The organism is Pantoea agglomerans (assembly GCF_021397715.1).
GTDB lineage: Bacteria > Pseudomonadota > Gammaproteobacteria > Enterobacterales > Enterobacteriaceae > Pantoea > Pantoea astica.
On sequence record NZ_CP090207.1, the window covers coordinates 2,886,864 to 2,906,658 of the forward strand.

Annotated in this window: 16 protein-coding genes; 5 read left to right on the plus strand and 11 right to left on the minus strand. The window is 59.8% G+C overall.

The genetic code is table 11. The features are described 5' to 3' along the window. The first annotated feature begins 25 nt into the window (after window positions 1-25). From hutH to LZU96_RS13680, 3 genes are all read left to right on the plus strand, one after another. Window positions 26-1,585 carry a histidine ammonia-lyase gene (hutH, locus tag LZU96_RS13670; RefSeq protein WP_233984802.1) on the plus strand — a complete coding sequence of 520 codons (1,560 nt, stop codon included), beginning with the start codon at window positions 26-28 and terminating at the stop codon, window positions 1,583-1,585. A 10-nt stretch (window positions 1,586-1,595) separates the two neighbouring features. Further along, the gene (gene hutU / locus LZU96_RS13675) at window positions 1,596-3,284 is read left to right on the plus strand and encodes a urocanate hydratase (protein ID WP_233984803.1); all 1,689 of its coding nucleotides are present in this window, start codon (window positions 1,596-1,598) and stop codon (window positions 3,282-3,284) included. Window positions 3,285-3,475: 191 nt separating this feature from the next. Further along, window positions 3,476-4,633: a M20 aminoacylase family protein gene (locus LZU96_RS13680; protein WP_233984804.1), complete on the plus strand. Its 1,158-nt coding sequence runs from the start codon at window positions 3,476-3,478 to the stop codon at window positions 4,631-4,633. 1 nt (window position 4,634) lies between these two features. Here LZU96_RS13680 and ybiB read toward each other — a convergent pair whose 3' ends face one another. From ybiB to LZU96_RS13700, 4 genes are all read right to left on the minus strand, one after another. After that, a complete protein-coding gene (gene ybiB, locus LZU96_RS13685) occupies window positions 4,635-5,603 on the minus strand; it encodes a DNA-binding protein YbiB (RefSeq protein WP_233984805.1) in 969 nt (322 codons plus the stop codon). A 29-nt stretch (window positions 5,604-5,632) separates the two neighbouring features. After that, a complete protein-coding gene (dinG, locus tag LZU96_RS13690) occupies window positions 5,633-7,801 on the minus strand; it encodes an ATP-dependent DNA helicase DinG (protein WP_233984806.1) in 2,169 nt (722 codons plus the stop codon). Window positions 7,802-7,926: 125 nt separating this feature from the next. Next, the gene (locus LZU96_RS13695) at window positions 7,927-8,445 is read right to left on the minus strand and encodes a GNAT family N-acetyltransferase (RefSeq protein WP_233984807.1); all 519 of its coding nucleotides are present in this window, start codon (window positions 8,443-8,445) and stop codon (window positions 7,927-7,929) included. Then, window positions 8,442-9,005, minus strand: coding sequence for an XRE family transcriptional regulator (locus LZU96_RS13700; protein ID WP_233984808.1), 564 nt, complete (start codon window positions 9,003-9,005; stop codon window positions 8,442-8,444). The genes LZU96_RS13695 and LZU96_RS13700 overlap by 4 nt, the downstream gene beginning before the upstream one ends. Window positions 9,006-9,155: 150 nt before the next feature. Here LZU96_RS13700 and LZU96_RS13705 point away from each other — a divergent pair, with 150 nt between their 5' ends. After that, window positions 9,156-9,890: a MerR family transcriptional regulator gene (locus tag LZU96_RS13705; RefSeq protein WP_233984809.1), complete on the plus strand. Its 735-nt coding sequence runs from the start codon at window positions 9,156-9,158 to the stop codon at window positions 9,888-9,890. Between the two features lie 173 nt (window positions 9,891-10,063). Here the strand turns inward: LZU96_RS13705 and LZU96_RS13715 are convergent, their stop codons facing one another. Genes LZU96_RS13715 through LZU96_RS13730 form a run of 4 tightly spaced genes read right to left on the minus strand, consistent with a single transcriptional unit; the run spans window position 10,064 to window position 13,813 of the window. Then, window positions 10,064-10,795, minus strand: a complete 732-nt coding sequence (locus LZU96_RS13715) for an ABC transporter permease (protein WP_233984810.1) — start codon at window positions 10,793-10,795, stop codon at window positions 10,064-10,066. After that, window positions 10,783-11,730, minus strand: a complete 948-nt coding sequence (locus LZU96_RS13720; protein WP_233984811.1) for an ABC transporter ATP-binding protein — start codon at window positions 11,728-11,730, stop codon at window positions 10,783-10,785. The genes LZU96_RS13715 and LZU96_RS13720 overlap by 13 nt, the downstream gene beginning before the upstream one ends. Further along, window positions 11,723-12,898, minus strand: a complete 1,176-nt coding sequence (locus tag LZU96_RS13725; RefSeq protein WP_233984812.1) for an ABC transporter permease — start codon at window positions 12,896-12,898, stop codon at window positions 11,723-11,725. The genes LZU96_RS13720 and LZU96_RS13725 overlap by 8 nt, the downstream gene beginning before the upstream one ends. A gap of 3 nt (window positions 12,899-12,901) precedes the next feature. Next, a complete protein-coding gene (locus LZU96_RS13730) occupies window positions 12,902-13,813 on the minus strand; it encodes an ABC transporter substrate-binding protein (RefSeq protein WP_233984813.1) in 912 nt (303 codons plus the stop codon). Window positions 13,814-14,149: 336 nt separating this feature from the next. Here LZU96_RS13730 and LZU96_RS13735 point away from each other — a divergent pair, with 336 nt between their 5' ends. After that, window positions 14,150-15,625, plus strand: a complete 1,476-nt coding sequence (locus LZU96_RS13735) for an MFS transporter (RefSeq protein WP_233984814.1) — start codon at window positions 14,150-14,152, stop codon at window positions 15,623-15,625. A 197-nt stretch (window positions 15,626-15,822) separates the two neighbouring features. On the opposite strand, the gene idi is transcribed toward LZU96_RS13735, so the two are convergent. The 3 genes from idi to LZU96_RS13750 form a co-directional block, all read right to left on the minus strand. Next, window positions 15,823-16,350: an isopentenyl-diphosphate Delta-isomerase gene (gene idi / locus LZU96_RS13740; RefSeq protein ID WP_233984815.1), complete on the minus strand. Its 528-nt coding sequence runs from the start codon at window positions 16,348-16,350 to the stop codon at window positions 15,823-15,825. 147 nt (window positions 16,351-16,497) lie between these two features. Then, window positions 16,498-18,393 carry a methyl-accepting chemotaxis protein gene (locus tag LZU96_RS13745; protein ID WP_233984816.1) on the minus strand — a complete coding sequence of 632 codons (1,896 nt, stop codon included), beginning with the start codon at window positions 18,391-18,393 and terminating at the stop codon, window positions 16,498-16,500. Between the two features lie 179 nt (window positions 18,394-18,572). Continuing rightward, window positions 18,573-19,682 (minus strand): suppressor of fused domain protein, encoded by a 1,110-nt coding sequence (locus LZU96_RS13750; protein ID WP_233984817.1) that lies wholly within the window; start codon window positions 19,680-19,682, stop codon window positions 18,573-18,575. Window positions 19,683-19,795: the final 113 nt, after the last annotated feature.

Sequence of the window (19,795 nt, forward strand, 5' to 3'; positions counted from 1 at the left end):
ACACTTGTATAGACAGGAGTAGACTATGTCAGGTTCGTCGCAGGTATTACACCTGGTGCCGGGCGAGGTGGATCTCGCCACATTACGCGCTATCTATCAGGGTAACGTCACGCTTAGCCTTGATCAGTCAGCACGTCAGGCGATTGCCGATGCGCAGCAAACCGTCGAGGCCATCGTCGCCTCCGGCAAGGTGGTGTATGGCATTAATACCGGTTTCGGCAAGCTGGCGCAGACCCAGATTCCGGCGGGCCGGCTGGCCGATCTGCAACGTAACCTGGTGCTGTCGCACAGCGTCGGCCTCGGGGATCTGCTGCCGGACAATGTGACCCGTCTGGTGGTTGCCACCAAAATTATCAGCCTGGCGCGCGGTCACTCCGGGGTGCGGATCGAACTGGTCGAGGCGCTGCTGGCCCTGTTCAACGCGGGCGTGATGCCGGTTATTCCGGAGAAAGGCTCGGTCGGTGCCTCTGGCGATCTGGCGCCGCTGGCCCACATGTCGCTGATGCTGCTGGGCGAAGGCCAGGTGCGGCTCAACGGCGCGCTGATCCCGGCGACGGAAGGCCTGGCCGCGGTTGGGCTGGCACCGTTTGTGCTCGGGCCGAAAGAGGGGCTGGCGCTGCTCAACGGCACCCAGGTCTCGACCGCGCTGGCACTGCGTGGCCTGTTTGAGGGGGAAAACCTGTTTGCCGCCGGACTGATGGCCGGTGCGCTGTCGCTGGAAGCGATTAAAGGCTCGCTGAAGCCGTACGACGCCCGCATTCACCAGGCTCGCGGTCAGCAGGGGCAGATTGCGGTCGCCGCGGCGGTCAGCACCCTGATTGAGGGCAGTGAAATCCTCACCTCTCATACCCACTGCGGCCGGGTGCAGGACCCCTACTCCATCCGCTGCGTACCGCAGGTGATGGGGGCCTGTCTCGACAACCTGTGCCACGCGGCGCGAATATTGCAGATTGAAGCCAACGCCGCTTCTGATAATCCGCTGGTGTTCAGCGACAGCGGCGATGTGATCTCCGGCGGTAACTTCCATGCCGAGCCGGTGGCGTTTGCCGCGGATATCCTGGCGCTGGCGATTGCTGAAGTTGGCGCGATTTCTGAACGTCGCCTGGCGCTGCTGCTGGACACCGGTTTATCCGGTCTGCCGCCGTTTCTGGTGCATGACGGCGGGGTTAACTCCGGCTTTATGATTGCTCAGGTCACCGCCGCGGCGCTGGCCTCCGAGAATAAATCGCTGGCGCATCCCGGCAGCGTGGACAGCCTGCCGACCTCCGCTAACCAGGAAGATCACGTTTCTATGGCGACCTACGCCGCCCGCCGCCTCGGCAGCATGTGTTTCAACAGCGCAGCGGTGGTCGGCATCGAAGCGATGGCTGCGGCGCAGGGCATTGAATTTAACCGACCGCTGAAAAGCTCGCCGACCCTTGAGCAGGCGATTGGCACTATCCGCGAGCAGGTGGCTTTCCTTGAAGAGGACCGCCTGCTGGCACCCGATATCGACGCGATGCGTCAGTGGGCTAGTCGCGCTGACTGGCCTCAGGCTTTGACCGCGCTGCTACCGAGCCTGCGCGCCTTCACTTCTGCTGAATAAGGAATCTGTAATGAGCGAAACCCTGTCTCAGGCCGTGGCCCGCGAAATTCGTGCCCCACATGGCACCACGCTGCACTGCGCCAACTGGCTGATTGAAGCCGCTTACCGGATGATCCAGAACAACCTCGATCCTGACGTTGCCGAGCGGCCGGAAGATCTGGTGGTTTATGGCGGCATTGGCAAAGCGGCGCGTAACTGGGAGTGCTTCGAGCAGATCCTGCGCTCGCTGAAGGCGTTACAGCCGGATGAGACGCTGCTGATCCAGAGCGGCAAGCCGGTCGGGGTGTTCCGTACCCATGCCGATGCACCCCGCGTGCTGCTGGCTAACTCCAACCTGGTGCCGCACTGGGCCAACTGGGATCACTTCCATGAGCTGGATAAGGCGGGCCTGATGATGTATGGCCAGATGACCGCCGGGTCGTGGATCTACATTGGCGCGCAGGGCATCGTGCAGGGAACCTACGAAACCTTCGTTGAAGCGGGACGTCAGCACTACAACAACGATCTGAGCGGACGCTGGATCCTCACTGCCGGTCTCGGCGGTATGGGCGGCGCACAACCGCTGGCGGGCGTGCTGGCGGGAGCCTGCGTGCTGGCCATTGAGTGCCAGGAGTCGCGCATCGATTTCCGTCTGCGTACCCGTTACGTCGATCATAAAGCGACCTCGCTGGATGAGGCTCTGGCGCTGATTAATGAAGCGACCGCAGCGAAAAAAGCCATTTCCGTCGGACTGCTGGGCAATGCGGCAGAGATCCTGCCGGAACTGGTCAAGCGTGCCAGGGCGGGCGGACCGAAACCGGATATCGTCACCGATCAGACCTCGGCCCACGACCCGATCAATGGCTACCTGCCGATTGGCTGGGATCTGGCGCGCTGGCAGCAGGAGAAAGTCTCGCAGCCGAAAGCGGTAGAGAAAGCGGCACGCGCCTCCATGGCGGTTCACGTACAGGCGATGCTCGACTTCTGCCATATGGGCATCCCGACCGTCGACTACGGCAACAATATCCGTCAGGTGGCGCTGGATGAAGGAGTCACCAACGCATTCGACTTCCCTGGCTTTGTCCCGGCTTACATCCGCCCGCTGTTCTGTGAAGGCAAAGGCCCGTTCCGCTGGGTGGCGCTGTCGGGCGATCCGGAAGATATCTACAAAACCGACGCCAAACTTAAAGAACTGTTTCCGCAGCACAAAACCCTGCATCGCTGGCTGGATATGGCGCAGGAGCGCATCGCCTTTCAGGGACTGCCGGCCCGCATCTGCTGGCTCGGTCTGGGCGAACGACACCTTGCTGGCCTGGCCTTCAACGAAATGGTGCGCAATGGTGAACTGAAAGCGCCGGTGGTGATTGGTCGCGACCACCTCGACTGTGGCTCGGTGGCGTCACCGAACCGTGAAACTGAAGCGATGAAAGATGGCTCTGATGCGGTATCAGACTGGCCGTTACTCAATGCGCTGCTCAACACCGCAGGCGGCGCGACCTGGGTCAGCCTGCATCACGGTGGTGGTGTCGGCATGGGCTTCTCGCAGCACGCCGGTATGGTGGTTGTCTGTGACGGCAGCAAAGAGGCCGATGCGCGTCTGGGTCGGGTGTTGTGGAACGATCCGGCGACCGGCGTAATGCGCCACGCCGACGCCGGCTATCCCCAGGCACAGGCCTGTGCTGAGCAGCACGGGCTTAACCTGCCGATGCTGCAGAAGTAATTTATCACCGGGGTCAGCGCCGCGCTGGCCCCGTTTTTTTGCGCCTCATCCTGCTCCAGCGGTCACCGTTACTTATTAGTTATTCCATTTTGATTTAGCCTATAGCCAGATTTCGCCGTTACGGCAATAGACGGCGTGCTCCCCGACCACTAAAGTGAAATCTTCTCATTCTGTATGGAGCGCGATTCTGCATGACCCTTTCCCCCGCCCTGCTTGAAGATGCCCTGCACTGGCGCCGCCAGCTCCATCGCCAGCCGGAATTAGGTTACCAGGAACATCACACCAGCGATCTTATTGCACGCGAACTTGAGCTGACCGGATTACAGGTATTTCGCGGTCTGGCAGGGACGGCCGTGATTGGCACGCTGGTCAATGGTTCCGGCCCGGTCATCGGGCTGCGTGCCGACATGGATGCGCTGCCGATCACCGAAAAAGGTGAGGTCGAATGGCGATCCGCCACGCCGGGCGTGATGCACGCCTGCGGCCACGACGGTCACAGTGCCATTCTGCTGGCCGCTGCCCGACAGCTGGCGGCGACCCGCCAGTTCAGCGGCACGGTGCACTTTATTTTTCAGCCCGCCGAAGAGAATCTGGGCGGTGCGCGTAAAATGGTGGAGGAGGGACTGTTTCAGCGCTTCCCGATGGATGCGGTCTACGCCATGCATAACTGGCCGGGCCTGCCGCTCGGGTCGCTGGCGGTGAATCCTGGTGCGATGATGGCCTCGCTGGATTCGTTTGAGATCACCCTGCACGGCAAAAGTTGCCACGCGGCGATGCCGGAAAGCGGTGCCGATCCGATGGTGGTGGCGGCTGAGCTGATCCTGGCGCTGCAAACCATTCCGTCGCGCCGGCTGTCACCGCTCTCCTCGGCGGTGGTCAGCGTCACGCAGATCCACGGCGGTGAGGCGATTAACGTCATCCCGGAACAGATCGTGTTGCGCGGCACGGTTCGCTGCCTGCAACCGGCGGTACGCGACAAAGTCCGGACGCTGATCGATGAATTTGTGGCCACCCTGCCCCGCCCGTTCGGGGTGAGCGGCGAGACACACTGGTTACCTGGCTATCCGGTAACCGCCAACCATGCCGGTCCGGCGGAGCAGGTGCGCGCAGTGGCGCTGGCAACGCTGGGAGAAGAGCATGTTCACTGGCAGGTTAATCCCTCAATGGCTTCTGAGGATTTTGCCTGCATGATGGAAGCCTGTCCGGGCGCTTACTTCTGGCTCGGCGCCGACGGTGACACCCCGTCGGCGCCGCTGCATAATGCCCGCTACGACTTTAATGACGCGTTGCTGCCAATCGGCATTCGCTTCTGGCAGGATCTGGTGGAACAGGCGCTGCCAATCGCCTGATTCAGTAACCGGCGGCGCGCAGCCGCTGGTCGGCCGCTTCCAGCGAGTCACATTCTCCGCTGGCGCGCAGGCAGCAGGCCAGCTGCAGCCGCAGCGCCTGCGGTACCGGGCGCTGCTGATTAATCACCTGCTCTATCCAGGCGGCGGTCACCGCCGCTGTTTTATCCGCGGGTAACTCAACCTGGACCTCTGGCTGGCGCTCTACCCACACTTCCGCTTCCGATCCCGCGCCGCGGATCACGCTGATCGCCGGGCAACGCTGCGGATTAGCATAAACCTCGCCCTCGGTACCATTCAGCAGCAGCGCAGGCGCATCAATATCGCTGAAGAACTTCGCCACCCGCGGCACATATTCCGGATGCGATACGCTCGACAGCCGCAGCGCCTCGCGTTCGCCAAACGGCGTCGCCAGTTTTGCCAGCGTATGCGCACTGTTACGCACTCCCATCCGCCAGCGCAGCGACAGCTGTTTCGCCATCGGCGGGCAGAGATGATCCACGGTAATAAACGCCAGTTCGCCCGCATCGAGCTTTGCCTGCGCCTGTTCAGCGGTGGTGACCGGCATCACGCCCAGCGCAGCGAACACCGCTTCACTGGTGATGCGCGTCGCGTCGTCACTGACCCCATGCACCAGCACCGGAAAACCGAGCTTCACCAGCAGCAGCGCCAGCAACGGCGTCAGGTTGCCCTGTCGACGTGCGCCGTTATAGCTCGGAATTACCACTGGCATCGGCCGGCTGGCCGGGGCGTTCAGCCTCATCATCTTCGCCTGCATCGCCTGATAAAAACCGCGCATCTCCGCTTCGCCTTCACCCTTGATACGCAGCGCAATCAGAATGCCGCCCAGCTCCAGATCCGGCACTTCGCCCGCCAGCATCGCACTGTAAAGTGCCACGGCGGTGTCGAAATCGATGTCGCGGGCATGGTTTTTTCCGCGGCCGATCTCTTTAATAATTTTATTCAGTTCCATCACTCGCTTCCGGTTAAGTGTGCGGCGGTTCAGCGCCGCGTCGGACGTCGTTTACGCACGGTGCGCGTGGCGGCCGGTGCGGCCGGTATCGCTGCCGGCTCTGGCGGTTCGGGCTGCTCAATCGGGAAAATCGGCAACGCCGCCAGCAGTCGGCTGCCGTAGGCTTTGCTCAGCAGACGGCGATCATAGATAACAATTTCGCCATAACACTGATGGCTGCGAATCAGGCGTCCGACCTGTTGAATCAGGGTAAACGAGGCGCTGGGTAAGCTCTGCACCTCAAACGGATAACGCTTCAGGCTCTTCAGCCATTCGCCTTCGGTTAAAATTACCGGACTGTCTACCGGCGGAAAAGCAATTTTATGAATATGCACCTGACTGAGCAGATCGCCTTTTAAATCGAGCCCTTCCGCGAACGATTGCAGGCCAATCAGAATGCTGGTCTCGCCTTTGCTCACCCGCTGACGATGCAGATCGACCAGTCGGCTACGCGGCTGATCGCCCTGCACCAGCATCGACAGGCGCAAATCGGGCAGGCAGGCGACAAACTGCTGCATCGCCCGGTTGCTGGCGAACAGCACCAGCACCCCTTTATGCTGCTTCAGGCTCATCTGCTGGCGGAAGAAGCCCGCCATCTCAGCGATGTGCTCCGCTTCGTGGGTCATCAGCGGTTCGTAACGCATTTGCGGGATCACCAGCTTGCCCTGTTCAACGTGGTTGAACGGCGAGTCGAGCGCCACAAAACGGTCGCCCGCTTTTTCATTCAGCCCCGACATCTCCTGCAGGCGATTAAAACTGTTGAGCGAGCGCAGCGTGGCGGAGGTAACCACCACATGCGGAATCTTCCGCCACAGCATTTTCTCCAGCTGATCGCTGACGCGAATCCCGGCGCAGTGAAACAGCAGGTGCGCCTGCCCTTCGCGCAGTTCGCGGGTGATCCATTTCGACACAGGTGCGCCGGAGGCTTTCTCCATTGCCGCCAGTCGCCATAGCTTACTGACCGATTCAAACCAGCCGAACTGACGGTTCAGCTGCAGCAGATTACGGTGCAGCCGCACCACATCAACCTTGCCGGTCTGCTCGCTCAGGGCGTTAATCAGGCCTTCGCTCAGGCCCCGCAGCGCATCGCTGAGTTTGAACAACCGGGCGCACAGGTCCAGCAGCTCCTGCGGCAACGCACCCAAAACAAAACGGTATTCGCCCGGCTGATTGTGCGGCGGCAACAGCGGATTGAGCGCCTGGCTGATGATGGTCAGCAGCTCACGCAGCTCCTCGCAGTGCGCTTTCAGCCGCTCCGGATTGGCCAGCGGCGGCGGCGATTTTGGCCGCATCTGGGTCATGATGCTCTCTACCAGCTTGATGAACAGATCCAGCTGCAGGCTGCTCCAGCCTGGGGTGATATCGGCGCTCATCTCCAGCGCGTCCCGCGCCACTTCCGGCAGATGATGGCCTTCATCCAGCACCAGCATCAGATTCTTCGCCGGCGGCAGCACCGATTCGTTTTCCATCGCCGCCATCACCAGCGCATGATTGGCTACCACCACATCGACCTGCTCGATTTCACGCCGCGCCACAAAAAACGGGCATTCGCGATACCAGCGGCAGTGAGCGCCGAGGCAGCTGGCTTTGTCGGTGGAGAGCCGCTGCCACAGGCTGTCGCTGACGTTCTCCTCGCTGTGATCGCGCAGGCCGTCCCACTGATAGCGGTCCAGCGCTTTCTGCAACCGGCCGCACTGCGTCTGCTCCTCTTTGGTGCTGCTGATGGCGTCATCATCCAGGTAGAGCAGCAGATCGCCCTGCTGATCGTCGTCAGCCGCCAGCGCCGCCAGATTGCGCGGACAGACATAGCGGCCGCGACCAAAGGCGGCGGTAAAAGTGAGATCGGGAATGATTTTTTTCAGCAGCGGCAGATCTTTGGTGAAGATTTGATCCTGCAGCGCGACGTTGGCGGTGCTGATCACCAGCCGTTTTTCCTGAGCGCGGCTGGCTGCAATACCGGGGATCAGATAAGAAAGGGTTTTTCCCACGCCGGTTGGCGCTTCCACCGCCAGATGGCGCGCATCATCGCCCGCCAGACATTTTGCCACTTCGGCAATCATCTGCCGCTGGGCGGCGCGCGGAATGAAATCGGGCACCTGCTGCTGCAGCGCTTTATACCACTGCGCTATCTGGCTTTTTACTGCTGCTGTCAGGGCCATTTTGTTTGTTACCACACCATAAAAATTGCCTGTATTTTTACACAGTATGCTGACGACGTCAGCTTTCAGGCAGATTTTTTCGTCTGCGGTTCCAAATCCCGTCTCTTATTGTATTCGGTGCCGGATCAGCTCAGCACTTTAAACATGTAGGTCGTCGCATCCAGCTCGCCGGTGGTGGATTCGGCATAAAAGGGTATCGAGCCGGCGACCTGCCAGTCGAGCGAACGGTAGAGATCGCTGGCGACATCGCCGCTGCGCGTATCCAGCACCAGCAGCGTTTTCCCCATCTGCCGCGCCCGCTGTTCCGCCTGCTGCATCAGCTGACGGGCAATCCCCTGGCGGCGCGCCCGCGGGTGGACCAGCAGTTTGCTGATCTCCGCCCGATGACGGCCGTTGGGCATTGCGCTGTTGTTAATCATCACCGTCGCCACGATCGCGCCGTGCTGACACGCCACCCACAGTTCGTCATTGCCGCTTGCCAGGCTGTAGATCCGATTCTGCCAGAAACGCAGGATCGCCTGCTGATCGGCAGCATCAATAAATCCGACGCTGGCCCCCTGCGCGACGCAGCCCTGCAGCACGTCACAAAGTTCGGATAAGCGCTGCTGCGCCTGCGTCGCGCTGAGCATCTGATAGTCGATCATGGTTTTGCCACCACCAGTAAATAGCGCGCGCCCTCGGTCAGGTGCGCTTCAAAGGCCGATTTGCCAGTCAGATGAAAGCGTAAACAGTCGCCCGGACGTAAGGTCCACTGCTGGTCTGCCATGCTGACGGTCAGGCCGCCTTCACGTAGCCAGATGTGCTGCTCCATACTCTGTATCGGCGGGGCGTCATAATCGATACGCGCACCGGGCCGTAATTTGCCCTCCACCAATTCGCATCTAAAATGAGTAACAGGCGGTGACACATTTCGCCGGTGGAATCCACTGGCTTCATCACTCCATACCGGCTGCTGCTCATACGGGATCAGCAGCTTCGCATCCTCCTCCACTTCACTCAGCAGGCGCGACATCGTTAATCCGTAGGCTACACACAGGCGATTAAGCAATGCGGCAGTGGGGCTGGTCTCGCTTCGCTCAATGCGTGATAATGAGGCACGGCTGATCCCGGTAGCGATTGCAAGCTCATCCAGCGACCAGCCACGTTGCAGACGTAATTCCGCGAGTCGCGCTGCCAGGCGTTGTTCGGTGTTCAGGTCCGACATAGTACCTTCTCATAATTGGGAATAATTTCTCTTATATGAGATATAGCTGAGAAAAGGCGCAGCGGTCAAGTTGTACATTCAAAAATGTATTGTACAACTTAGTTTGCTTCGTTATGGTAATTCCACTCAGATCAGTATAAAGAGGAATTTATGACCCTATACAGTATCGGTGACGTCGCCGAGCGCTGTGGCATAAACCCAGTGACATTGCGCGCCTGGCAAAGACGTTATGGCTTACTGAAGCCGCAACGGACCGAAGGTGGGCATCGTCAGTTTGATGAAGAAGATGTTCAGCGTATTGAAGAGATCATGCGCTGGATCGAGAGCGGCGTGCCGGTCGGCAAAGTTAAAGCGCTGCTGGAAGGGGGTGATGTCGATGCGCATGATGGCTGGACCACCCTGCAGGATGAACTCATCAGTGTGTTACGCCATGTCAGACCCGCCAAACTGCGTAACAAAATTGCGGCTATCGGTCGCGAACATCCGATCGATGCGCTGATTGACCACGTTTTTATGCCGGTGCGTCAGAAGCTCAGTCTTGATCAAAACACCGCCCGTACCATGTGCAGCCTGCTGGATGGCTTGCTGATCGATTATGTGGCGTTCTGCCTGACCGCCAGCCGTAAAAAAGCGGGCAAAGATGCCCTGATTATCGGCTGGGGCATTGATGACCGCACCCGCATCTGGCTGGAAGGCTGGCGCCTGTCGCAGCACGGCTGGCGGATCGATGTGCTGGCTGAACCGCTCGACGTTCCGCGCCCGGAGCTGTTTCCTGGCATGAATATGTTTGTGTTTACCGGAAAAAAACTGACCCGTCGTCAGCAGGAACAGCTGTCGCACTGGCAGGAACAGGGTTACGCCGTGCGGTTGCACGAAACACCCTGATGACAAAAACGCACGCTGGGCACTTTGCCTGCTGCCTTGCGCGCGCTATCATTCCCGCCTCATTACAACGCGCTCAGGTTTTCCCATGAACTGGAAAAAAACATTCTTCGCTACGCTGTTTTTCATTATGGCGGCTGGCGGTACCAGCGGTCTGATGCTGGTCGGTTACTCTCTCATTGTGCACTCACGCTAAACCACCGTTGCAGGCGCTCGAACAGGCGATCGCTGACAATCGCCAGCAGCGCCACCAGTAACGCCCCCTGAATCACATACGCGGTATTAAATCCGCTTAAACCGATGATCACCGGTGAGCCCAGGCTTTTTGCCCCGACCGTCGAGGCGATAGCGGCTGTGCCGATGTTGATGATCACCGAGGTGCGGATACCGGCGATAATCACCGGCGCAGCCAGCGCCAGCTCAATCTGCCACAGACGCTGCCATGCGCTCATCCCGACGCCTTCGGCAATCTCCCGGCTGCTGGCAGGGACGCTGTCGATGCCCGCCAGCGTGCCCTGTAAGATTGGCAACAAGCCATAGAGCAGCAGCGCCACCACCGCTGGCCAGGCACCAAATCCCATCACCGGCACCGCAATCGCTAATACCGCCACCGGCGGGATGGTTTGTCCGGCCGCCACCAGCGTTTCCATTAACGGACGAAACGCCCGACCGGCTTGCCGGGTGACCAGAACCCCACTCCCGACGCCAATCACCATCGCCAGCAGACTCGCGGTGATCACCAGAAACAGGTGCGCCAGCGTCAGCTGCCAGAATGTCTCCTGCTGGTAAAGCGGCCGGGCCAGCTCCGGGAACCAGTGATGAAACAGCGGCCCGCTGTAGGGCATCAGCGTCAGCAGCGCGCCATACAGCAGCACCAGCCACAACAGCGGATCGGTCAGCCAGCGCATGCGGTCTCCTCGCGCAGCGTCAGCAGATCGTTGAAGTAGAGCACGCCCAGCGGCTGTTGCTGTTCATCGATCACCGGCAGTTTGTCGGTGCGCCGGGTAATAAACTGCGACAGCGCTTCACGCAGCGTCAGCCCGGCGGCGATCGGTTCGCCCGTCAGCCATTCGCCCCGTCGCACCGCATCACCGACCTGCCCCAGCGCCAGCAGCCGCACGCCCATTTCGCTGCGGCCAAAGAAGTCCCGCACAAAATCATTTTTCGGCTGGGTCAGCAGCTCAGCGGGTTTACCCTGCTGGACGATCTCACCGTTATCCATCAGCACAAGGCGATCGGCCAGCGTCAGCGCTTCATCAATGTCATGCGTCACCAGCACGATGGTGCGGCCCGACAGCCGGTGAATACGCAGCATCTCCTGTTGCAGCGCGCCGCGGGTCACCGGATCGAGCGCGCCAAAGGGTTCATCCATCAGCAATACCTCCGGATCGGCCGCCAGCGCGCGCGCCACGCCCACCCGCTGCTGCTGTCCGCCGGACAGCTGATGCGGATAACGATTCAGCAGCTGCGGGTCAAGATTCAGCAGTGCCAGTAACGCCGCTATCCGCTGCGTAACCTGCTGTTTTGACCAGCCGAGCAGCGCCGGGACCGTGGCGATATTTTTCTGCACCGTCCAGTGCGGAAACAGGCCGATGGACTGAATGGCATAGCCCATCCGTCGCCGCAGGTCACGGGCATCAAGCTGGCGAATCGACTCACCGGCGAAACGGATCTCGCCGCTGTCGAACTCCACCAGTCGGTTGATCATCTTCAGGGTGGTCGATTTACCGGAACCGGAGGTGCCGAGCAGCACGCAGAACTCCCCTTCCGCCACCGTCAGGGAGAGATCGCTGACCGCCGCTTTGCCGTTGAAGGCGCGCGAAACGCCCTTAAATTCAATCATCTTTTTTCTCCAGCAGTGAGATCAGCAGGCGGAACAGGGCATCGACGGTGACCGCCAGCGCAATCACCGGGATCACGCCCAGCAGCACCAGATCCAGCGCGCTGCTCAGCAGGCCCTGAAAAATAATTGCGCCAAAGCCACCCGCGCCAATCAGCGCCGCCACTACCGCCATGCCCAGGGTTTGCACCACCACCACCCGCAGACCTGCCAGCCACACCGGCAGTGCCAGCGGCACATCGACCGCCATAAACTGCTGCCAGCCGCTCATGCCGACGCCGCGCGCGCTTTCACGTACCTCCTGCGGGACCTGTTGCAGCCCGACCACCACGCTGCGCACCAGCGGCAGTAAGGCGTACAGCACCAGCGCGATCAGGGCCGGTGCCATGCCGATGCCACTGATCCCCCAGTCGCCCAGCCACGGAAAACGCAGTGCCAGTCCCGCCAGCGGAGCAATCAGCAGGCCAAACAGCGCCACCGACGGCACCGTCTGGATCACATTCAGCACGCCAAACACCGCGCTCTGCCAGCGAGGCTGCCGGAACAGCAGAATACCCAGCGGCAGCGCAATAAGTAGCGCAGGCAGAACGGTACCGGCCAGCAACGTCAGATGACGCACCAGCGCGGCGTCAAACACCGCCTGGCGATTGGCATACTCTTTCAGCAGGGAGAGATCGTTAAGCTGGCCGCTGAACAGCAGCAACAGCGGCAGCAGCCACACCTGCAGGTTAAGCAGCAGCTGTGCCAGCCGGTGGCGGGTCAGTTGCCGCACGGTGTCGGTAATCAGCAGCAGCAGCAGCGCCCCGCTGCACCACAGGCCGCTGGCAAAGCTGGTGCGCGCCAGCCGGCTGCCGTGCTGGCTGAGCAGCGTCGCCTGATTGCCACTCAGCCAGATCATTGCCGCCAGCATCAGTTCAGCCGACAACAGCGCCAGACTAAGGCTGATGCGCGACGGCGCAAACCACAGCAGCAGCCACAATACCGCCAGAGGCGGCAGCACTACTGCCGACTGACTGATCTGCCAGCCCATCAGCGGCTCGCCTGCCACCAGCCGATTCGGCGCAAAGGTCAGAAAGGGCAGCGCCACCAGCGACAGGCTGAGCAGCACCAGCAGCAACAGCGCAACGGGTTGCTGACCGGGACGTCGTATCGCTTCCCGCGATATCCGCATCGGTTACAGCAGCTTCTGCTGTTGCAGCCACTCTTTCGCCACGCTGCTGGCATCCTGGCCGTCGACCGCGATTCTGGCGTTCAGCTGTTGCAGCGTTTTCTCGTCGAGCGCGCTGAATACCGGCTTCAGCCACGCATCAATCTGCGGATAGGCTTTCAGCACCGATTCCCGGATAACCGGCGTTGGCGCATAGATCGGCTGTACACCTTTCGGATCGCTCAGCGTCTGTAAACCCAGCGCCGCAACCGGACCGTCGGTACCGTAGGCCATCGCCGCGTTAACCCCTGAGGTTTGCTGCGCCGCCGCACTGATCGTCACCGCGGTATCCCCGCCAGCCAGTGACAGCAGCTGATCCTGTTTAAGATCAAAGCCGTAGGCTTTTTCAAACGCGGGCAACGCATCGCTGCGCTCAATAAATTCTGCCGAGGCGGCCAGCTTGAACGTGCCACCTTTTTTCAGCCAGGCACTGAGATCGGCCAGTGAGGTCAGCTGGTTTTTCTCGGCCAGATCTTTACGTACCGCAATGGTCCAGGTGTTATTGGCAGGCGCAGGCGTCAGCCACACCAGATGGTTTTTCTCAGCATCCAGTTTTTTAACTTTTTCGTAGCCCTGACGGGCATTTTTCCAGGCACTGTCTTTTTCATCATTAAAGAAAAAAGCACCGTTACCGGTATATTCCGGATAGATATCCAGCTCCCCGGCGGTGATGGCCCCGCGCACCACCTGCGTGGTCCCCAGCTGAATTTTATTGACGGTTTTTACACCGTGCTTCTCCAGCACCTGCAAAATCACATTACCCAGCAGCGATCCTTCGGTATCAATTTTCGACCCGACCCGCACCGGATCGGCCGCGTGTGCAATGCCCAGACTGAGCAGCAAGGCGCTCAATCCAACCCAACCCCGAATTCTGACCATGACCTGTTCCTTATCGCGTGTTATCGCCTGTTGTATCAGAGAATTGTTATCGATTGTGCTCACGCCGGGAGATCAGGATGACGCATAACGCGCACTGCGCTGTTCCGGCAGAGCCGTCGCGTGCCCGTTATGAAGACCGTAGCCTGACGCACAGCGGTTTGGTTAGCCGCTTTAAAAGCGTAGCCTGGCTATGCCGGACCGTAGATGACTTTATCGCAAATTGATAACGATTTGAGACTAAAAACTTATTGCTCATAACTGAAATGAATTTACGTCTGGGCGTCTAAACGGCTATTCTCGATACCCTGTTTTCAAAAATAAAAGAATCACAACATCATGTCCGACCTGATCTCTTCCGCCCATGTGGCAACAACAGGGAGTGCGCCGACCGGCGAAACGCAGTGGATCCGCAGCGCGGCCGATGTCTCCCGCTTAGTTAACAGCGGCGATAGCGCCCGCAATAATGCGCGAATTGTGGTCGCCATCGCGCTCGGTGGCGTCTTCCTCGACGCGTACGATCTCGGCGCGCTGGCGTTTGGCATCAAAGACGTGGCGCGCGAATTTAATCTCAGCCCGACCGGCACCGGCATGGTCGCCTCGGCTATCACCTTTGGTGCGATCATTGGCGCGCTGATTGGCGGCTACCTGACCGATAAAATCGGCCGTTATCGGGTCTTCATGGCCGATATGTTCTTTTTCGTGGTGGCGGCGATCGCCTGTGCCTTTGCGCCGAACGAATATGTGCTGGGCGGGGCGCGCTTTGTGATGGGGCTCGGCGTCGGCATCGATCTGCCGGTGGCGATGGCGTTCCTGGCGGAGTTTTCAAAGCTGCGCGGTAAGGGTAACAAGGCGGCCAGCGTGGCGATGTGGTGTCCGACCTGGTATGCGGCGATCAGCATCTCTTATCTGCTGGTGCTGCTGCTCTACGCAGTGCTGCCGGAAAGCCATACCGACTGGCTGTGGCGGCTGATCCTTGGCTTTGGTGCAGTACCGGCGATTATCATCATCGCTATTCGCAGCCGTTACATGAGCGAGTCGCCGGTCTGGGCGGCGAATCAGGGCGATCTGCAGGGCGCCGCCTCTATTTTGCGCAGCGCGTGGAACATTAACGCCCAGGTGGCGCAGGATGCGGCGCTGACGCCGGTCAGACCGGCGCGGCCGGCCAGCTGGCGTAACTACGGTGCGCTGCTGCAGGGGGTCTATCGACGCCGCACCCTGCTGGCGACCATCACCTCCATCGCCTCCTCTTTCGCCTATAACGCGGTGGCGTTTGGCCTGCCGGTGATTATCACCAGCTTCTTTGCCCAGTCGATGCTGACCACCATTCTGGTATCGCTGGCGCTGAATCTGCTGTTTGCCTTTGTCGGCGGTATTCTGGCGGTGCGGCTGGTGCCACGTCTCGGGGCGTGGAAGATGTCGGTGGCCGGTTATGCCTGTCAGTGCGTGGCGCTGCTCGGGCTGGCGCTGATTGGTCGGCCGGAAGGCGGCCAGGAAGCGGCACTGGCGATTGGTATGCTGGCGCTGTTCCTGTTTGGTCAGGGTTTCGGTCCCGGTTCGCATACCATGACCTTTGCTTCGCTCAGCTATCCGACCTCACTGCGCGGCGTCGGCGTTGGCTTTAACCAGACGCTGATGCGTGGCAGTTCGACCCTGTCGCTGTTTCTGTTTCCGGTGCTGGTTGCGGCGCTCGGGACCGGCGTATTCTGGGTCATTTTTCTGGCACCGCTGGCGGGCCTGCTGGCGTTACTGGCGATCCGCTGGGAACCGTCAGGCTACGATGTTGATGCCGAGGATTTTGAGCTGCCGCGTTGATCCTGAATAGCTTCTCAGGATGTAGCGATAACGGCTGCGGAAGATAAAGCGAGGGGAGCGTACGTCGGTAGCAAAGCAGCGCGAGCCGTGCATGGCCCGTGCTGAGCCTGCCTTAAACAGCGATTTTGCGAAGGAGGTATGCTGCCTGAGCCAACGCGTTATCGACGACCAGAACCGCACCTTAGCGTGCGGTTTTTTTATGCCGGAAACGCGTCGAGATGGGCCGGAATGCGCGGAAAAGTATGCAAAAACCACGGAGTGAATTGCTGTGGCTGCTGCTGCATCTGCTGTTCAATGGTTGCCAGCGAACGGTAATCAAAGGCGTCCGCTTCCTGCGGATTAAGCTGCGGCAGACGATCGCTGACGGCAAAGAAGACGTGACCATATTCATGCTCGGTCAGGCCATTGCTCAGCGGCAGGTTGTAGCTTAGCTCGAACATCGGCGTCAGGCTGACCGTCATGCCCATCTCTTCGCGCAGGCGGCGTTCGGCCGCATCCCGGGTCGATTCATGCGGATAAGGATGGCCGCAACAGGTGTTACTCCACAATCCACCACAGTGATATTTATCACTGGCGCGCCGCTGCAACAGCAGCTCCTGCCGGGAATTGAAGACGTAGACCGTCACCGCGCGGTGCAGCAATCCTTTTTCATGCACTTCCAGCTTTTCCATTTTGCCGGTGGGACGATCGAGGTGGTCAACGAGGATAACTTCAATAGCAGACATGGCGTTTCCTTGAGATTATTCCCAACTATTCTGGCACAAGATTGCCTGTTTGGGCGGCCAAAAAAGGTTTTTTTAACGACAGCCAGTCTTTGATAAACAAATGAAGCGGGAAGGAAATCAGGCCAGCGAGGCTGGCCTGGAGAGGAATTATAATTTAAAGCTCTGCACCACCCGCTCAAGCTGGGTGCTCTGAACTTCCATTGCCTGCGCAGCGGCGGAAACCTGCTCCACCAGCACGGCGTTCTGCTGGGTAGTGCCGTCAAGCTGGGTAATCGCCACGTTTACCTGTTCGATACCCATACTCTGTTCACGGCTGGCTGACATGATTTCACTCATCAGGGTGGTCACGCTGCTGACGCCCTGCATCAGCTCATCCATGGTTTGTCCCGCCTGTTCTACCAGCGCGCTGCCGGCATCAATATTCGACACCGACTCTTCGATCAGCTTTTTAATCTCACGCGCCGAGTTAGCCGAACGCTGTGCCAGGTTACGCACTTCGGATGCCACTACGGCAAAACCACGCCCCTGCTCACCGGCCCGCGCCGCTTCCACCGCCGCGTTAAGCGCCAGGATGTTGGTCTGGAAGGCGATGCTGTCGATCACGCTGATGATATCGACCACTTTACGCGAAGAGTGATGAATTTCGCCCATCGTCGTCACCACCTGACGCACCACTTCGGTGCCGCGCGCCGCAACCTGTGACGCATCGCCCGCCAGCTGGTTAGCATGGGTGGCGTTGTCCGCATTCTGCCGTACCGTGCCGGTCAGCTCTTCCATTGAGGCCGCCGTTTCGACAATCGAACTGGCCTGATCTTCAGTACGCGACGAGAGGTTAGCGTTGCCGCTGGCAATTTCGCGTGAGGCGGCGGTTATCGCCAGCGCGCTGTCGCCGACCTGCTGCATCAGCCCCTGCAGGTAGCTGATAAACTGGTTAAAGCTCTGCGCCACCGCGTTAAATTCCGGGCTGTTGCTGGCGGGCAGACGCTGAGTCAGATCCGCACCGCCGGTCGACAGGGCTTCGATGTTGCTGTTAAGCACGCTGAGGCGTTTCATCATGGCGCGGACAAAACCGAGCAGCACCAGCAGCAGGATCACCGCCAGCGGGATCTGCACCAGGCCCAGCCGGGTCAGCATATTGTGAGATTGCGCTTTCAGCAGGCTGGTCGGCAGGCTACTGGCGAGATACCACGGGCTGCCGGGAATCGCCTGCACCAGCAGGGTCTGTTCACCATCGTTGCTATCAAAGGTGGTTTCCAGCGGCTGGCTGCCGACACCGCTCAGCAGCGCTTTCAGCGGCGCGGCCATCGGCAACTGCACATCAGCCAGGTTCTCCAGTTTCGGCGCGGCATTGACCAGCGCACCGTTGCCAACCACTTTACCGTCGGCTTCAACGATCAGCACGTTGCCATGAATGGTTTCACCCATCTGTTTCGCCAGCTGGTTGAAGAAACCGAGCGTTACGTCGATGGTCGAGACGCCCCAGACGGTGCCATCGCGATAGATCGCCATGGCGCAGTTGGTGCGCGGCTGCGGGCTGGCCGCATCCTGATAGGCTTTAGCCCAGGCACACTGTCCTTTCGCTGCCGCCATGCCATCTTTGTACCAGGATTGCTCCCAGTATTTATCAGCCGCATCGGAGTTCCAGTAGGTGTTGACCTGCAGTTCATTACTGGCGTTACGGGCAAAGAAGCTGCTGTTTTTTTCTTTCGCCGGATCGCGACGATTGCGCAGAGGCCAAATACCGCCGCCAAACACGTTGCTGTCCTGATACTGGTTCACCAGCGTAGGCAGTAAGGTGTCGATGGTGGCGCTATCCATCACAGACGCAGCTTCAGTGATGGCGCGCTGCTGCGCCTGGACGCGGTTCATCTGTTCGACGATGCCGGAAGCCAGTGAATCGACCTGATAGCGAACCAGACTTCTTTCGCTGTCGATCAGCTGTGGAGCAACAAACTGGTTAATCACCCAGACGGTGATCAGGAGGAGCGCAACAAAGAAAGCGATGAGTGTTGCGGTGAAGCGGGATTGTGTTGTTTTTAACATCTTTGTTCCCCTGGACCTGGTGTGGCGCGATTGCCTTATTCGGGTTAACGGCGCGGCCCAGCGGAACTTGAGATGAGCAGGATCACAGTTTTAAAATATGACTGATTCGCCTGAGAATTTAGTGTTAGCGCCTGGCGATGCCGCCGCTCCTGATTTGCCCGAAGCAGCGACGTTGCGCGTTATTCCGGTGAATCCACCACCTGCTGACGTGGCCGGAAGATGTGGTTATTGCCGTCAGCCGTCAATCGCTCACGCAACCGTTGCCCGCCGTGCTCATCCGCCTGAGCAAACTGGCGCTCCGCCTCGGTAACCGGCGTGGCCCACAGCAGCGCTGGCCGGTCGCCGTCGCGCTTCGGCAGCTTCAGCTGCGCGCTCTCAGTAGCCAGCTCGCCCGACAGCAAAAAGCTGTCAAAACCCACCGGCGCCACTTCCGACGCCAGCGTATGCCCTTCCCCCAGCCAGGTCAGGCGCGCCCACGGCAGATGCACAAATTCCGCCAGCGCACTGGCCATCTGCACCGCATTGCCTTCGGTCATCACTTCGCCGTCAACCGCCATGCCGAGTTCGATACGGCGATACTGCGGAGCCAGCTCATCAAACAGATAATCAACCTGCGGCATCGGGCGGATGCTCATACCAAGCGTCAGGAAGTACCAGACGCCCTGATGCCAGTGTTGTGAAATCGCCATTGGCGGCCAGCTGCCCTGATCGATGGCGTAATATTTCACCGACTCGCCAAAGCGCGCCTGGTAGCAGGCCATTAAATCCTGCTGCACCTTGTCCCACTCGCTACCGTCGTGCCATTCACGCCAGAACTGGCGCTGCTGTTCAGCGCGGGCGTAATAGTCGTTAGTGGAGGCCGAACCCAGCGGGGCCGTCAGCCGGTTTTTTTTGATACAGCCGGCGGAGAAACTGACCTGCTTCTCCTGATACAGGCTCCAGCCTGGAATAACGGCCAGCAGCTGCCCGTAATACCACAGGGCCGCGCCATCATCGCTCGGCTCCCAGAGCACCTGTAAGCCCGCCGGATCAAGTTCCGGCTCCGCTTCCAGGTTGCGGCAATACTCGGCGCTGAGCAGCGGCGCAATGCCCTGCTCCATCGCTTCGCGATCTTCCTGTGCCGGTGCCGGCAGCAGGTTTCGTAACCAACAGCCGCGCACCGCGTACTGGCTGCGAAACAGATCGGTCGGCCAGATATAAAAATAGGCGGTGCGCGCATCCTGCTCGACAATCGCGGTCAGGGTGTGTTGCTGATTGTGGACTTCAGCAATCAGGGATTTGTACGTCATAGTGCCTCGACAAAGCCTGGAGGAATCCATTTTCCCCGAGAATAGAGCAGGATCGTGACTGCCGCCATCTGAGACAAGGGTAATAGTCTCAAAGTGTGGAGGCTGGGGGTGGA

Excerpts from the sequence above, each read along its gene's own strand:
- hutH (WP_233984802.1), top strand. The coding sequence starts at position 26 with ATGTCAGGTTCGTCGCAGGTATTACACCTGGTGCCGGGCGAGGTGGAT.
- LZU96_RS13745 (WP_233984816.1), bottom strand. The coding sequence starts at position 18,393 with ATGTTAAAAACAACACAATCCCGCTTCACCGCAACACTCATCGCTTTC.
- ybiB (WP_233984805.1), bottom strand. The coding sequence starts at position 5,603 with ATGGAACTGAATAAAATTATTAAAGAGATCGGCCGCGGAAAAAACCAT.
- LZU96_RS13730 (WP_233984813.1), bottom strand. The coding sequence starts at position 13,813 with ATGGTCAGAATTCGGGGTTGGGTTGGATTGAGCGCCTTGCTGCTCAGT.
- LZU96_RS13715 (WP_233984810.1), bottom strand. The coding sequence starts at position 10,795 with ATGCGCTGGCTGACCGATCCGCTGTTGTGGCTGGTGCTGCTGTATGGC.
- LZU96_RS13750 (WP_233984817.1), bottom strand. The coding sequence starts at position 19,682 with ATGACGTACAAATCCCTGATTGCTGAAGTCCACAATCAGCAACACACC.
- hutU (WP_233984803.1), top strand. The coding sequence starts at position 1,596 with ATGAGCGAAACCCTGTCTCAGGCCGTGGCCCGCGAAATTCGTGCCCCA.
- LZU96_RS13720 (WP_233984811.1), bottom strand. The coding sequence starts at position 11,730 with ATGATTGAATTTAAGGGCGTTTCGCGCGCCTTCAACGGCAAAGCGGCG.
- dinG (WP_233984806.1), bottom strand. The coding sequence starts at position 7,801 with ATGGCCCTGACAGCAGCAGTAAAAAGCCAGATAGCGCAGTGGTATAAA.
- LZU96_RS13705 (WP_233984809.1), top strand. The coding sequence starts at position 9,156 with ATGACCCTATACAGTATCGGTGACGTCGCCGAGCGCTGTGGCATAAAC.
- LZU96_RS13725 (WP_233984812.1), bottom strand. The coding sequence starts at position 12,898 with ATGCGGATATCGCGGGAAGCGATACGACGTCCCGGTCAGCAACCCGTT.
- LZU96_RS13700 (WP_233984808.1), bottom strand. The coding sequence starts at position 9,005 with ATGTCGGACCTGAACACCGAACAACGCCTGGCAGCGCGACTCGCGGAA.
- LZU96_RS13680 (WP_233984804.1), top strand. The coding sequence starts at position 3,476 with ATGACCCTTTCCCCCGCCCTGCTTGAAGATGCCCTGCACTGGCGCCGC.
- LZU96_RS13735 (WP_233984814.1), top strand. The coding sequence starts at position 14,150 with ATGTCCGACCTGATCTCTTCCGCCCATGTGGCAACAACAGGGAGTGCG.
- idi (WP_233984815.1), bottom strand. The coding sequence starts at position 16,350 with ATGTCTGCTATTGAAGTTATCCTCGTTGACCACCTCGATCGTCCCACC.
- LZU96_RS13695 (WP_233984807.1), bottom strand. The coding sequence starts at position 8,445 with ATGATCGACTATCAGATGCTCAGCGCGACGCAGGCGCAGCAGCGCTTA.